The 12,897-nt window shown below is 71.4% G+C and carries 12 protein-coding genes and 1 pseudogene; 9 read left to right on the forward strand and 4 right to left on the reverse strand.

All coding sequences use genetic code 11. From position 1 onward, the window contains the following. Window positions 1–174 precede the first annotated feature (174 nt). The gene (locus QZ483_RS13600) at window positions 175–597 is read right to left on the reverse strand and encodes a PstS family phosphate ABC transporter substrate-binding protein (protein ID WP_367117097.1); all 423 of its coding nucleotides are present in this window, start codon (window positions 595–597) and stop codon (window positions 175–177) included. On the opposite strand from QZ483_RS13600, the gene QZ483_RS09090 reads away from it, so the two are divergent. Next, a complete protein-coding gene (locus tag QZ483_RS09090; RefSeq protein WP_297083149.1) occupies window positions 496–843 on the forward strand; it encodes an FKBP-type peptidyl-prolyl cis-trans isomerase in 348 nt (115 codons plus the stop codon). The genes QZ483_RS13600 and QZ483_RS09090 overlap by 102 nt on opposite strands. A gap of 255 nt (window positions 844–1,098) precedes the next feature. On the opposite strand, the gene QZ483_RS09095 is transcribed toward QZ483_RS09090, so the two are convergent. Next, window positions 1,099–2,337 carry an AI-2E family transporter gene (locus tag QZ483_RS09095; protein WP_297083151.1) on the reverse strand — a complete coding sequence of 413 codons (1,239 nt, stop codon included), beginning with the start codon at window positions 2,335–2,337 and terminating at the stop codon, window positions 1,099–1,101. 133 nt (window positions 2,338–2,470) lie between these two features. On the opposite strand from QZ483_RS09095, the gene QZ483_RS09100 reads away from it, so the two are divergent. Continuing rightward, window positions 2,471–3,262: a transglutaminase family protein gene (locus QZ483_RS09100; RefSeq protein WP_297083153.1), complete on the forward strand. Its 792-nt coding sequence runs from the start codon at window positions 2,471–2,473 to the stop codon at window positions 3,260–3,262. Window positions 3,263–3,272: 10 nt separating this feature from the next. Here QZ483_RS09100 and QZ483_RS09105 read toward each other — a convergent pair whose 3' ends face one another. Continuing rightward, window positions 3,273–4,790: a dolichyl-phosphate-mannose--protein mannosyltransferase gene (locus tag QZ483_RS09105; protein ID WP_297083156.1), complete on the reverse strand. Its 1,518-nt coding sequence runs from the start codon at window positions 4,788–4,790 to the stop codon at window positions 3,273–3,275. 168 nt (window positions 4,791–4,958) lie between these two features. Continuing rightward, the gene (ddaH, locus tag QZ483_RS09110; protein WP_297083158.1) at window positions 4,959–5,831 is read right to left on the reverse strand and encodes a dimethylargininase; all 873 of its coding nucleotides are present in this window, start codon (window positions 5,829–5,831) and stop codon (window positions 4,959–4,961) included. A 172-nt stretch (window positions 5,832–6,003) separates the two neighbouring features. On the opposite strand from ddaH, the gene rsmI reads away from it, so the two are divergent. The 7 genes and pseudogenes from rsmI to QZ483_RS09145 form a co-directional block, all read left to right on the forward strand. After that, window positions 6,004–6,861: a 16S rRNA (cytidine(1402)-2'-O)-methyltransferase gene (gene rsmI / locus QZ483_RS09115; protein WP_297083160.1), complete on the forward strand. Its 858-nt coding sequence runs from the start codon at window positions 6,004–6,006 to the stop codon at window positions 6,859–6,861. After that, entirely contained in the window at window positions 6,848–7,708 is an 861-nt protein-coding gene (locus QZ483_RS09120; RefSeq protein WP_297083162.1) for a M15 family metallopeptidase, read from the forward strand. Before rsmI ends, QZ483_RS09120 begins: the two co-directional genes overlap by 14 nt. 99 nt (window positions 7,709–7,807) lie before the next feature. Further along, window positions 7,808–9,604, forward strand: coding sequence for a methionine--tRNA ligase (gene metG, locus QZ483_RS09125; RefSeq protein ID WP_297083164.1), 1,797 nt, complete (start codon window positions 7,808–7,810; stop codon window positions 9,602–9,604). A gap of 13 nt (window positions 9,605–9,617) precedes the next feature. Continuing rightward, entirely contained in the window at window positions 9,618–10,469 is an 852-nt protein-coding gene (locus tag QZ483_RS09130; RefSeq protein ID WP_297083166.1) for a TatD family hydrolase, read from the forward strand. Window positions 10,470–10,593: 124 nt separating this feature from the next. Continuing rightward, a complete protein-coding gene (locus QZ483_RS09135; RefSeq protein WP_297083168.1) occupies window positions 10,594–11,400 on the forward strand; it encodes a G5 domain-containing protein in 807 nt (268 codons plus the stop codon). Between the two features lie 4 nt (window positions 11,401–11,404). Then, window positions 11,405–12,250, forward strand: coding sequence for a 16S rRNA (adenine(1518)-N(6)/adenine(1519)-N(6))-dimethyltransferase RsmA (gene rsmA, locus QZ483_RS09140; RefSeq protein ID WP_297083171.1), 846 nt, complete (start codon window positions 11,405–11,407; stop codon window positions 12,248–12,250). A 95-nt stretch (window positions 12,251–12,345) separates the two neighbouring features. Beyond that, window positions 12,346–12,897 (forward strand): annotated as a pseudogene (locus tag QZ483_RS09145) (4-(cytidine 5'-diphospho)-2-C-methyl-D-erythritol kinase); the annotation flags it as partial.

Genomic DNA, 12,897 nt, shown 5'->3' on the forward strand with positions numbered 1-12,897 from the left:
GTGCGGCCGAAATGGTACCCGACGGCCATGAGGCCAAGCAGGACGGCGATAAGGACCAGCGAGTTCATGGCGGCGGGGTTCCGATTGGCCGGCCGGGACACCGGCGTTTTCGAGTAAGGCGATGCGACAAAAAAAGTCCCGGCGCCGAAGCGCCGGGACCGGGTAGCAGGCTGATTACATGACCAGCTTGGACAAATCGTTCGCCGCCATGCCGGTTTCCTTGCGGGCGGCGTCGGGCAGCGGGATCAGGCCCTTGTCGACGAGGTAGCCGTCCGGACCCCAGGCGCTTTCGCTGGTGAACTCGGCGACATAGCCGTCGATACCGGGTACCACGCCGATGTGGGCGTTTTTCACGTAGAAGTAGAGGGGCCGGGAGATCGGATAGTCCCCGTCGCTGATCGTGTCGAAATCGGGCACGACGCCGTCGACGGCGAGGCCGTCGACCCGGTCGAGGGTCTGCCCGCCATCACGTTCGGCGAGGACGGTATCCCGACCGTGTCCTTCGACGGCGCGGAGATCTCGGACGAGCTCGTGGTCCAGCCCCTGATCGCCGGTGAGGGCGAGGCGCTCGAGCAGGGCCAGACCGCGGTCGTGCACTCCACCGGCTGGCTGTGGGACGGCGAGCAGTTCGACTCGTCGTGGGACCGCGGCGCCCCCGCGTCCTTCACCTTCGCCGCCGGATCGCTGATCGACGGCTGGATCGAGGGGCTCGAGGGCCAGGCCGTGGGCAGCCGCGTGCTCCTGGTGATCCCGCCGGAGCTCGGCTACGGCGAGGACGACACCACCTCGATTCCGGGCGGCTCGACGCTCGTGTTCGTGGTCGACATCCTCGGCGCGTACTGACCCGCACCGCTTGACGCTCTCAGCGCCGGCCGCCCCTCGGGGTGGCCGGCGCTGCTGCGTGCGGCACCCGGCCCGCGCATCGGCCCGTCGTTGGCCCGTCAGTACGAACCGGAAATCCTGCGACACGCCGATCCCGAGGTGCCGAGGGCGTACTCCCGTGGGGTGTCGCGGACGCGAGCGGTTCGCAGTGAAGCGGGTCGGAGGGTGGGAGGGACAGCGCAGGGCCGATGCGGCCGTGAGCTCGGTGGGCCGGCGTCAGTTCGCGTCGGGCTCGGGCTCGGGCTCGGGCTCGGTGACGGGCGCGGGCACGGTTTCGGCGACGCTGGAGCCGTCGGCATCCGGCTTGCCGTCGCCGTCGGCATCCTCGAGCACGTCGTAGGTGCGGCCGGTGTTCTTGGCGATCGCCGTGATGAGCGCGGCGACGGGCAGTGCCATGAACGCGCCCATCGGCCCCGCGATCGCGCCGCCGGCCATCGCGCCTCCGAAGGCCACCGCGCCGTTGAGCTCCATGGTCTTGGACGACAGCCGCGGGCTCAGCAGGTAGTTCTCGATCTGCTGGTAGACCAGCACCCAGCCCAGCAGGATGAGGCCCGGCACGAGGCCCTGCACGGCGATCACCACGAGGATCGGCACGGCCGCGCCGATGTACGTGCCGATGAACGGGATGAAGACGGACACGAATCCCATGAACAGCGCGAGCGGCATGGCGTAGACCAGCGGCAGCCCCACGATGAGCATGACCACGAAGCCGGAGCCGCCGCACACGATCATGAGCAGCAGGCGCGAGTAGAAGTAGCCGCCGGTCTGCTCGATCGAGGTGCGCAGCACCCAGCGGGTCACCTTCTGGCGAGCGGGGGGCATGCGCCGCATGACCGAGCGCGTCAGGCGGGGGAAGTCCGCGGCGAAGTAGAAGGTGAACATCGCCATCGTCAGCACGTCGAAGGCCAGGCCCAGGCCCGAGGTGAGGATGCCGAAGATGTTGTCGCCCCACTGCTGCACCGCGTGGAGGAGCGCCTCGGTGCCGCTCGCTGCGGCCTCGGAGTCGATCAGCTCGCTGCCGAACTGCGCCTCGATCCACTCGTCGAGCTGCTCGTACCAGCCGGCGGCGTTCGAGCTGACGGCCGCGGCGAACTCGACGATCGCGGGGATCATCACGGACACCATGAAGATCAGGAACGCGAGAGCGGCCAGGTAGATGATGCCCACGGCGGCGCCGCGACGCATGCCGAAGCGGCGGTTGAGCGCCTCCACGCCTGGGATGATCGCGAGCGCGAAGAACAGCGAGATCACCAGGAGCGAGATGAGGTGGCGCAGGTCGATGACGATCGCCACGCCGAGCGCGACCAGCAGCCCGACCGCGACGAGCTTCCACAGCGCGGTCCAGACGAAGCGGTTGAGCCAGGCGGGGGCGCTGGTGTCCTCGCGGTCGTCGACCGCCGCCTGGGCCGCGCGCGCGATCTCGGTGGGTGGCGGGTCGGGCACGTGGTCGCTCATGGGGCCATCGTGCCAGCGTCGCGGTCCGTTCGCCGGGGTGCCGCGCGGTCAGGGTGCGAGGAAGACGGAGTGGGACCGCAGCGCGCGCTCGTCGCGTGCACGCGTGCACGTCTCCAGGTGCGACCATGGTGCCGTGGAACGCTCCTTTCGCTCGCACGTGGCCTTCGACGTGCACGAGGCGGCTCGGCTGCACCTGGCGGTCGAGGTCGCCCGTGGCCTGCCCGCGGCCGATGCTCTGGTCGTCGAGGCCAACGGATCTCCCGTCGAGCTCCGCGAGGTGCCCGGCATCGAGGGCACCCGGTGGCGGCTTGCCGACGTCCCCTCCGGACGGCTCGAGATCTCCTACGACGCCACCGTGACCGGTCGCGCCGAGCCGGCGCTCGTCGCGCCGGCGGACGAGATCGACTTCGCGCGGCCCAGCCGCTACTGCGAGTCCGACACCCTCACGCCCTTCGCCGCCGCGGAATTCGCCGGGCTCCAAGGCGCCGCGCTGCTCCGGGCCATCCGGGACTGGGTCGCGGGCCGGCTCGAGTACGACGGCGCCTCGACCGACCCCACGGGCGGCGCCGTCGCGACCCTGCTGCGCGGGCGCGGCGTGTGCCGGGACTACGCGCATCTGGTGGTGGCGATGCTGCGGGCGCTCGACGTGCCGGCTCGCGTGGTCGCGGTCTACGCCCCCGGCCTGTCTCCCATGGACTTCCACGCGGTGGCCGAGGCGCTCATCGACGGCCGCTGGCTGGTGGTGGACGCCACCGGGCTCGCTCCGCGCGCGTCGATGGCCCGCATCGCGACCGGCAGGGACGCCGCAGAGACGGCCTTCGTCTCGACGCTCGACGGCACCGTCGACCTGCTCGAGATGGAGGTGGTCGCGACGGCCGATGCGCTCCCCGAGGAGGACGTCGCCGCGGAGGTCGCGCTCGGGTAGGGCGGGGCCGCTAGACCCAGCTGGGCAGCCACATGTGCAGCTGCCAGTACTCGAACGGGATGGGCATGCCGGTCCAGATGGGCAGGAAGAAGCCTGCAGCGATGAGCACCGCACCCACGTACAGCCCCGCGAACACGGCCCCGGCCGTGGACCACTCGCCACCGAGCCGGTCCGGCTGGGCGATCCGCTTCAGCCCCCACGTGACCAGCAGCACCACGAACGGCGCCATGGCCACGGTGTAGAAGGTGAAGATGGTGCGGTGCGCGAAGGGCAGCCACGGCACCCACGCGGCGAGCACTCCGACGCTCACCGTCAGCGCGGTGAGGTCGCGGTGGCGCACGATCCGCCACAGCGCGTAGACCAGCACCGCGACCCCGAACCACCAGATGAACGGGTGCCCGAGTGCGTGGATCGCGCTCACGCACCGCTCGGCGCCGCAGTCGGCGTCGGGCACGTCCTCGAAGTGGAAGGCGGTGGGCCGGTACTGGAGGGGCCACAGCCACGGGTTGGACTCGTAGTTGTGGGGCGAGTCCAGGTTGCGATGGAACTCGAGCATCTGCTCGTGGTAGTGCACGAGCGAGCGCAGCCCCTCCGGCAGCCAGGTGATCCCCTCGCCGGGGTGGTTCTCCGCCCAGTGGCGACCGTAGGACTCGTCCGAGCGGAACCACGGGATCCACGACGCGAGGTAGACGCCGACGGTGATGACCACGGTCGCCGCCGCGGCCGGCACTGCACGCACCAGGCCGCCCAGGAACCAGCGCTCGACGCCCGCCTCGCGCCGGTCCGCCCAGTCCCAGATCACGGACAGGATCAGGAAGGCCGCCGCGAACCACAGGCCGGACCACTTGACGGTGGCGGATAGCGCGAACGCCACGATCGCGGCCAGCCGCCACCAGCGCAGACCGGTGGCCGGGCCCATGCCCGGCAGCGTGTCGCCGGGCGACAGTCCCTCCTGGGTGCGTGCCGCATCGGCCGCCGCGAGGAGCCTGCGCCGCGTGCGCGCTCTGTCGAGGACGAGCAGCCCCAAGCCGGCGACCACGAAGAAGGTCATGTAGCCGTCGAGCAGCGCCGAGCGCGACAGCACGATGTGCTCGCCCTCGACCGCGAGCAGCGTGCCGGCGACCGCCCCCCACAGGGTCGAGCGGAGCAGGTGTCGGGCGATGAACGCCACCATGATGACGGTCGCGACGCCCAGCACCGCGCCCACGAAGCGCCACCCGAACGGCGTGGGCCCGAAGATTCGCATCCCGACTCCGATCAGCAGCTTGCCGGTCAGCGGGTGGACCACGTAGTCGCCCTCGGTGGACAGCTGGGAGTCGTCGCCGTTCGCGAAGTCCTGGTTCTCGCCGCCCCACTCGCCCTCGTGGCCCAGCGCGATCAGGGACCACGCGCCGCGGGCGTAGAAGACCTCGTCGAAGACCAGCGTGGTCGGGAACCCGAGGCTCACGAAGCGCACGATCGCGGCGAGCAGTCCCACGCCGCCGGCCATGAGCGCCACGCGCCAGCGCCACAGGGTCTCGAGGGTCACAGGGGGAAGCCTAGTTGGGCGCCCCGCCGGCACCCCGGCACCCCTCCCGCGAAATGGATCCATCTCGCTTGCCTCAGCGCCTAGAAGAGCGAAAGGGATCCATTTCGCTCGTGTGAGGGCTTGAGCGAGCGAGAACGCGCCGCCGGGAGGGCCGATGCGGTGGCTGGGTCAGGCGACGGCCTCGGCGGCCGCGCGGGGCAGCCGCACCTCGAGAGTGCAGCACTTGACCCCGCCGCCGCCGGCGCGGAGCTCGGACAGGTCCACGGACACGGGCACGAAGCCGTCTGCGGCCAGCTGGGCGTGGAAGCGGGTTGCTCCCGCCGCGGTGACCACGTGCCGCCCGTCCGAGACCACGTTGAGTGCGAACAGGGCCGCGTCCTCCTCGGACGCCTCGATCGCCTGCGGATAGCGGCGGCGCAGCTCGGCGAGGCCGGCGCCGTCGAACGCGCTCGGCAGGTATGCGATCTGCTCGCTGCCGGGGCGAGCGTCGAGCACCGCGATGGCCGTGTCGAGGTGGTAGTAGTCCTCGCGCACGAGCGTGAGCGGCACGATCTCGCGGTCGAAGACCCGCGCGAGCTCCTCGTGGGACCCGCGCGAGGCGCGGAAGCCCGTGCCGGCGAGGATCGCGTCGCCGATCGCGAGGAAGTCGCCTTCGCCCTCGTTGACCTCGGTCGCCTCGACCACCTCGAGCCCGGCGGCGGCGAACCAGGCCGCGTGGGCGGCGGCCTCGGGTCGCCGCTCCTCATGCGCGAAGCTCGCCGTGTAGGCACGCCCGGCGACGACGAGGCCGCCGTTCGCGGCGAAGACCATGTCCGGAAGGCCGGGCAGGGGCTCGAGCAGCTCCACGCCGAAGCCGAGCGACCGATACGTCGCGACCAGGTCCTCCCATTGCGCGATGGCGAGCGCGGTGTCCGTGGGGCGGGACGGGTCCATCCATGGGTTGATCGCGTAGGCGACCGTGAAGTAGGTCGGCCGGCACATGAGCACCGAGAGCGGGGTGGCGACGCGCGCGGGCGCCGCGGAGGGTGCGGGGACAGTCATGGAACCTCCTCGGTCACCATTGTGGACTGTCGATCGCGCATCTATTCGACTCTCGAGCACATGAATCACGCGCATTCAACGCAATTCGCGTCTGATTCGTGCAAGCGAGGGCTGTTGGGGCATCGCGGCGCCGGTCGCGGGCCACGGGCCGCGCTGTGGGACGCTGGTGCCCATGACTGGACGCATCGTGCTGGCGGCCACGCCCATCGGCAACGCGGACGATGGGTCTCCGCGGCTGCGCGAGGCGCTCGCGACGGCGGACGTCCTGGCCGCGGAGGACACGCGGCGCACCCGCGACCTCGCCCGGCGGATGGGCATCGAGCTGCGCGGCGAGATTCTTGCGGTCCACGACCACAACGAGTCGGAGAGAGCACAGGCTCTGGTGGAGCGAGCCGCGGACGGCGCGACCGTGGTGGTCGTCTCTGATGCGGGCATGCCCACGGTGTCGGATCCCGGCTTCCGCGTGGTCGAGACCGCAGTGGCCGCGGGTGTGCCGGTCACGGTGCTGCCGGGGCCCAGCGCGGTCCTGACGGCGCTTGCCCTGTCCGGACTGCCGACCGACCGCTTCTGCTTCGAGGGCTTCGTGCCGCGCAAGGGCGGTGAACGAGCCCGCGCGTTCGCGGCGCTCGCCGCAGAGCCGCGCACGATGGTGTTCTTCGAGGCGCCGCATCGGCTCGTCGCCACCCTGGAAGCGATGGCCGAGGCGTTCGGCGGCGAACGCCTCGCGGCGGTGGCGCGTGAGCTCACCAAGACCTATGAGGAGACGCGTCGCGGGACCCTGACGGCTCTCGCCGCCTGGGCGCGCGAGTCCGAGCCCCGCGGCGAGATCGTCGTGGTCGTGGGGGGCCGCCCCGCGCAGGAGCCGTCGCTGGACGCGCTGGTCGCCGAGGCGCTCGTGCGAGTCGAGTCCGGCGAGCGCGCGAAGGACGCGGTCGCGGACCTCGCGCAGGCCGGCGGGGTGTCTCGCCGCGAGCTCTACGCTGCGGTGCTCGCGGCCCGCACGGAGAGCGGGGCCGATGCCGAGCGGTGACGCGGCAGCCCATCACGCGCGGCGCCGTCCCCGTGCGATCGCGGCGGTCGCGCTGTCGACGGTGGCGGCCGCGACGATCGGCATCGTCATCGGTTCCGGATTCCTGAGTGGCGGCGGCGATGCGTCGCCGGCAGACGCGCCGGCAGCGGCACCGGCAGCGACGTCGCAGGCCACCCCGTCTCAGGCCACGGAGCCCATCGTCGCTCCCGAGGTCGCGGGCGCTACCGCGGGCCCCCAGGTGTCCGTGTCGCCGTCCCTGGACCTGGACCAGCACTCGATCGACGATCCCGGCTCGATCTGGGTGGTGGTCAACAAGCACCGGCCCCTCGACCCGATCCGGTACGAGCCGGAGGAGCTGGTGTCTGTCGGGTCCGGCACGCAGATGACGCCCGAGGCCGCATCGGCCTTCGGCGCCCTGCGGGAGGCGGCGGCCGATGCGGGGGCCGGGTTCTCGACGAGCACCGCCTACCGCAGCCACGGGTTCCAGGCGGGGCTGCATGCCGACTACGTCGCCAAGTGGGGCGCGGCGCGCGCAGACGACTTCTCGGCGCGGCCGGGCTACTCCGAGCACCAGACGGGCCTCGCCGTGGACGTCTACGAGTCCGCGGCCTGCCGGTTGAAGGCGTGCTTCGCCGACGAGACGGCAGGCCGGTGGCTTGCCGCCCACGCCCACGAGCACGGCTTCATCGTCCGCTACGCCGAGGGAGCCGAGGACATCACGGGCTACCGCTACGAGCCCTGGCACCTGCGCTACGTGGGCGTCGAGCTCGCCGCGTTCATGCGTGAGCAGGGCATCGCGACGCTCGAGGAGGTCTTCGGCGTCGACCCTGCGCCCGACTTCCCGTGACACGGCCGCCCGTTCCCGTGACACGGCCGCCCGGCCACCGCATCGGCGCCGCTTGGCCGGCCGCATCCGGAGCGCCCGGCGATCACTAGGATGGTCGGCATGTCTCGCATCCTCTCCGCAGTCGCCTGGCCGTATGCCAACGGGCCGCGCCACATCGGCCACGTGGCCGGATTCGGCGTGCCCTCGGACGTGTTCAGCCGGTACATGCGCATGGCGGGCGAGGACGTGCTGATGGTGTCGGGCACCGACGAGCACGGCACGCCCATCCTGGTCCAGGCCGAGGGCGAGGGCGTCACCGCGCAGGAGCTCGCCGACCGCTACAACCGCGTGATCGTCGAGGACCTCGTCTCCCTGGGCCTCAGCTACGACCTCTTCACGCGCACCACCACCGGCAACCACTACAAGGTCGCGCAGGCGATGTTCAAGGCCGTGCACTCGAACGGCTACATGATCGAGCAGACCACCACCGGCGCGATCTCGCCGTCGACCGGCCGCACGCTGCCGGACCGCTACATCGAGGGCACCTGCCCCATCTGCGGCTACGACGGCGCCCGCGGCGACCAGTGCGACAACTGCGGCAACCAGCTCGACGCAGCCGAGCTCAAGAACCCGGTCAGCCGCATCAACGGCGAGACTCCCAAGTTCATCGAGACCGAGCACTTCTTCCTGGACCTGCCGGCCCTCGTGGAGCCGCTGTCGCAGTGGCTGGGCGCGCGCCACGGCTGGCGCCCGAACGTGCTGAACTTCTCGCTCAACCTGCTGAACGACGTGCGCCCGCGCGCGATGACGCGCGACATCGACTGGGGCATCCCGGTCCCGCTCGACGGCTGGTCGGACAACCCCAACAAGCGCCTGTACGTGTGGTTCGACGCGGTGATCGGCTATCTGTCCGCGTCGATCGAGTGGGCGCGGCGCGAGGGCGACCCGGACGCGTGGCGCCAGTGGTGGAACGACCCCGAGGCGCTGTCCTACTACTTCATGGGCAAGGACAACATCACCTTCCACTCGCAGATCTGGCCCGGCGAGCTGCTCGCCGCCAACGGTCGCGGCGCGAAGGGCGGCAACCTGTCCGAGTTCGGCGACCTGCAGCTGCCCACCGAAGTGGTGTCGAGCGAGTTCCTCACCATGGAGTCCAGCAAGTTCTCGTCGAGCCGCGGGCACGTCATCTACGTGCGCGACATGCTGTCGCGCTACCAGCCGGACGCGCTGCGCTACTTCATCGCCGTGGCCGGCCCGGAGTCCTCGGACGCGGACTTCACCTGGTCGGAGTTCAAGCGACGCACCAACGACGAGCTCGTCGCCGGCTGGGGCAACCTGGTCAACCGCACGGCGTCGCTGCTCCACAAGAACGTGGGCGAGATCCCGGCGCTGACGGACCTGCAGGACATCGACCGGGCGGCGCTCGCGGCCTCGGAGTCCGCGTTTGGCTCCGTCGGCGAGCTGATCCGGGGCCAGCGCCAGCGCGCCGCGGTGTCGGAGGCCATGCGCGTGGTGGGCGAGGCGAACAAGTACCTTGCGGACACCGCACCCTGGAAGCTGAAGAACGAGGACCCCGAGCGCATGAAGACCGTGCTCGGCGTCGCCGCGCAGCTGGTGGCCGACGCCAATACGCTGCTCGCGCCGTTCCTGCCGCACAGCGCCCAGAAGGTGCACGAGACCCTGGGCGGCGAGGGAACGATCGCCCCCATGCCGCAGCTGAACGAGGTCGAGGACCTCGACCTGCCCGATCGCCACTACCCGGTGATCCAGGGCGATTACTCGGCGGCGCAGGGCACGTGGGGCCGGCGCGCGGTGGTCCCGGGCACGCCCATCGACAAGCCCTCGCCGGTGTTCGTGAAGCTCGACGACGAGATCGTCGAGGCGGAGCTCGATCGCATGCGCTCGGGAGACGAGTGACGGGCAGCCGCCGGTGACCCGCCGAGGTCAGTGGCCGGCGGCGCCGGAGGCGCTGCCGAGCCCCATCGTCGACAACCACTGCCACCTCGAGTACCCGGCGGGCGATGAGCAGCGCTCGGTCGAGGAGCGCCTCGCGGAGGCGGCGTCCGCAGGGGTGACGCGCGTGGTGCAGATCGGCTGCGACGTGGAGTCGGCGCGCTGGACGGCCGATGCGGTGACGCGCTTCCCCGCCATGCTGGGCGGGGTGGCGCTGCACCCCAACGACGCGCCGATGCACGTGGCGGGCACGCACGACACGGGGCTGACGTACGAGGACGCCTTCGCTGAGATCGCCGCGCTGGCGCGCGGCGAGCGCATCCGAGTCGTGGGGGAGACCGGACTCGACTTCTTCCGGACCGGGCCCGAGGGTCGCGACGCGCAGGTGCGGTCCTTCCGCGACCACATCGCGCTGGCCAAGGAGCTGGACCTGCCGCTCCAGATCCACGATCGCGACGCGCACGCCGAGGTGATCGACGTGCTCGAACGGGACGGGGCCCCCGAGCGCACGGTCTTCCACTGCTTCTCGGGCGACGCCGCGATGGCCCGGCTCTGCGTGCATCGTGGCTGGTACCTGAGCTTTGCCGGCACCGTGACGTTCAAGAACGCCGCCCAGCTGCGAGCGGCGGCGGCCGTCACGCCGCCCTCGCTCACGCTGATCGAGACCGACGCGCCGTTCCTCACCCCGCACCCGCATCGGGGGGCGCCCAACGCTCCGGCGCAGGCGGCAACGACCATTCGCGAGGTCGCGCGGGTCCAGGAGGCGGCGCTCGACGACCTCTGCGCGGCCGTGAGGAAGAACTCCGAAGAGCTGTATGGGCCCTGGTAGTCGAGTGACATGTCGCACAACGCGGGGCGAAGTGTGACATTCCGGCTGGATTTTTCGTTGGGCCGTGTGAGATAACAGTTCGGTTACGGACGCCTGGGCGTCCATGCAGAGAGGACCTGAACGAGTGAGCTACCGACGCAGGGCCGCCGCTCCCGGCGGCCGCAGGGACCACCGTGAGCGCGCCGCGACGCGCACGCGCACCACGCGAGTGTTCGCGGGCGGCATCGCGCTGAGCGCCTTCGCCGTCGGATCCTTCGCATCGGTGGGCGTCAACGCGTTCGCGCAGGAGGGGCCGGCCGCGGGCGACAGCCTGGCCGTCGCGACCGAGGTCGAGCCCGTCAGCGCCGCGGCCGCGGACATCCAGGTCGTCACGCGCACGGAGGAGGAGACCATCGAGCACTCCTCGGTCGAGCAGGACGACGCCTCGGAGCTCGAAGGCACCAAGAAGGTCGTCACGGAGGGCGAGGACGGCACCGCGCTCGTCAGCTACACCGTCACGCTGCAGGACGGCGAGGAGGTCGACCGCGAGGGCGGCATCCGCGTCGTGGTCGACGAGCCCGTCGACGAGGTGATCGCGGTGGGCACGAAGAAGGAGCCGGTCCTGCCGGCGATCCCCGCGACCACCAACGCGGGCGCGAACCGCGCGCTGGGCCGCGAGCTCGCCGCGCAGCGCGGCTGGACCGGCGAGCAGTGGGAGTGCCTCAACGCGCTGTTCACCAAGGAGTCCAACTGGCGGCACAACGCTCAGAACCCGTCATCGGGCGCCTACGGCATCCCGCAGTCGCTGCCGGGCTCCAAGATGGCCTCGGTCGCGAGCGACTGGCGCACCAACCCCGCGACCCAGATCACGTGGGGACTGAACTACATCAAGAGCCGCTACGGCACGCCGTGCGGTGCCTGGAGCCACTCGGTCGCACGCGGCTGGTACTGAGTCGGTGACCGAGTTCCTCGGGCCCACCGACATCCGGACTCTCGCGGAGTCCCTCGACACGGCGCCCCACAAGAAGTGGGGCCAGAACTTCGTGGTCGACCCGGGCACGGTGCAGCGCATCGCGCGCATCGCTGGCGTGGGCCCTGACGACCATGTGGTCGAGGTGGGCCCCGGCCTCGGGTCCCTGACCCTCGCGCTGCTCGACGTGGGAGCGGCGGTCACCGCTGTCGAGATCGACCCGACCCTCGCCGCGGCCCTGCCGGAGACCGTGGTGACCCGCGCATCGGCCCATGCCGACCGGCTCCGCGTGATCCAGCAGGACGCGCTCGCCGTGACGTCGCTCGACGTCGCGCCCGACGCCCTCGTGTCCAACCTGCCCTACAACGTGTCGGTGCCCGTGATCCTGCACTTCCTCGAGACCTTCCCGTCGATTCGCCGGGTGCTCGTCATGGTGCAGGCCGAGGTCGCGGACCGGCTCGCGGCGCCTCCAGGATCGCGCACGTACGGCATTCCCTCCGCGAAGGCCGCCTGGTACTGCGACACGCGTGCCGCCGGCGACGTCAAGCGCGCTGTGTTCTGGCCCGTGCCGCGCGTGGACAGCCGCCTCGTGCTGATGGAGCGGCGCGACCCGCCGTTCACTTCCGCGTCTCGCGAGGAGGTGTTCGCGGTCATTGACGCCGCATTCGCGCAGCGGCGCAAGGGGCTGCGGGCCGCGCTGTCGGGGATCGCCGGCTCTGGTGCTGCCTCGGAGGAGGCGCTGCGGGCGGCCGGGATCGAGCCGCTCACCCGGGGCGAGCAGCTCACGGTCGCGGACTTCGCGCGCATCGCGGAGGCGCTCGGCGCGCGCTGACCCCGCGCGTCTGCTCGCGCTGACCTCGGGCGTGTGGCCGCGCGGACCTCGCGCTTCCACCCCCACCGGCCTCAAGGTTCTGGAAGAGTGGGGCCATGACCCGATCCGTGACCGTGCGCGCCCCGGGCAAGGTCAACCTGCAGCTGTCGGTGGGGCCGGTCGACGATGACGGCTACCACCCGCTCGCGACCGTGTTCCAGGCCGTCGACCTGTACGAGACCGTGACGGCGACCCCCCGCGCGGACAGCGACATCACGGTCACGGTGACGGCGGCCCGTGGCTGCTCCGTCGACATCGACGCCGTGCCCACGGACGAGTCCAACATCGCGGTGCGCGCCGCGCTCGAGCTGCGCGAGGACTTCGGCATCGAGGACGGCGTGGACCTCGAGATCGTCAAGGGCGTGCCCGTCGCCGGCGGCATGGCAGGCGGGAGCGCCGATGCTGCGGCGGCCCTGCTCGCGTGCTCAGAAGCGTGGGACCTGGGTGCCGCACGCTCGCAGCTGGACGTGATCGCCGCGCGTCTGGGAGCCGACGTGCCGTTCATCCTTCACGGACACACCGCGGTGGGGCTGGGACGCGGCGACCAGATCACGCCGGCGATGACCCGCGGCGAGTACCACTGGGTGCTCGCGACGCAGGAGCGGGGC

The organism is uncultured Demequina sp. (assembly GCF_913055775.1).
In the GTDB taxonomy this organism is placed as follows: domain Bacteria; phylum Actinomycetota; class Actinomycetes; order Actinomycetales; family Demequinaceae; genus Demequina.

Excerpts from the sequence above, each read along its gene's own strand:
- QZ483_RS09120 (WP_297083162.1), top strand. The coding sequence starts at position 6,848 with ATGCCGAGCGGTGACGCGGCAGCCCATCACGCGCGGCGCCGTCCCCGT.
- metG (WP_297083164.1), top strand. The coding sequence starts at position 7,808 with ATGTCTCGCATCCTCTCCGCAGTCGCCTGGCCGTATGCCAACGGGCCG.
- rsmI (WP_297083160.1), top strand. The coding sequence starts at position 6,004 with ATGACTGGACGCATCGTGCTGGCGGCCACGCCCATCGGCAACGCGGAC.
- ddaH (WP_297083158.1), bottom strand. The coding sequence starts at position 5,831 with ATGACTGTCCCCGCACCCTCCGCGGCGCCCGCGCGCGTCGCCACCCCG.
- QZ483_RS09095 (WP_297083151.1), bottom strand. The coding sequence starts at position 2,337 with ATGAGCGACCACGTGCCCGACCCGCCACCCACCGAGATCGCGCGCGCG.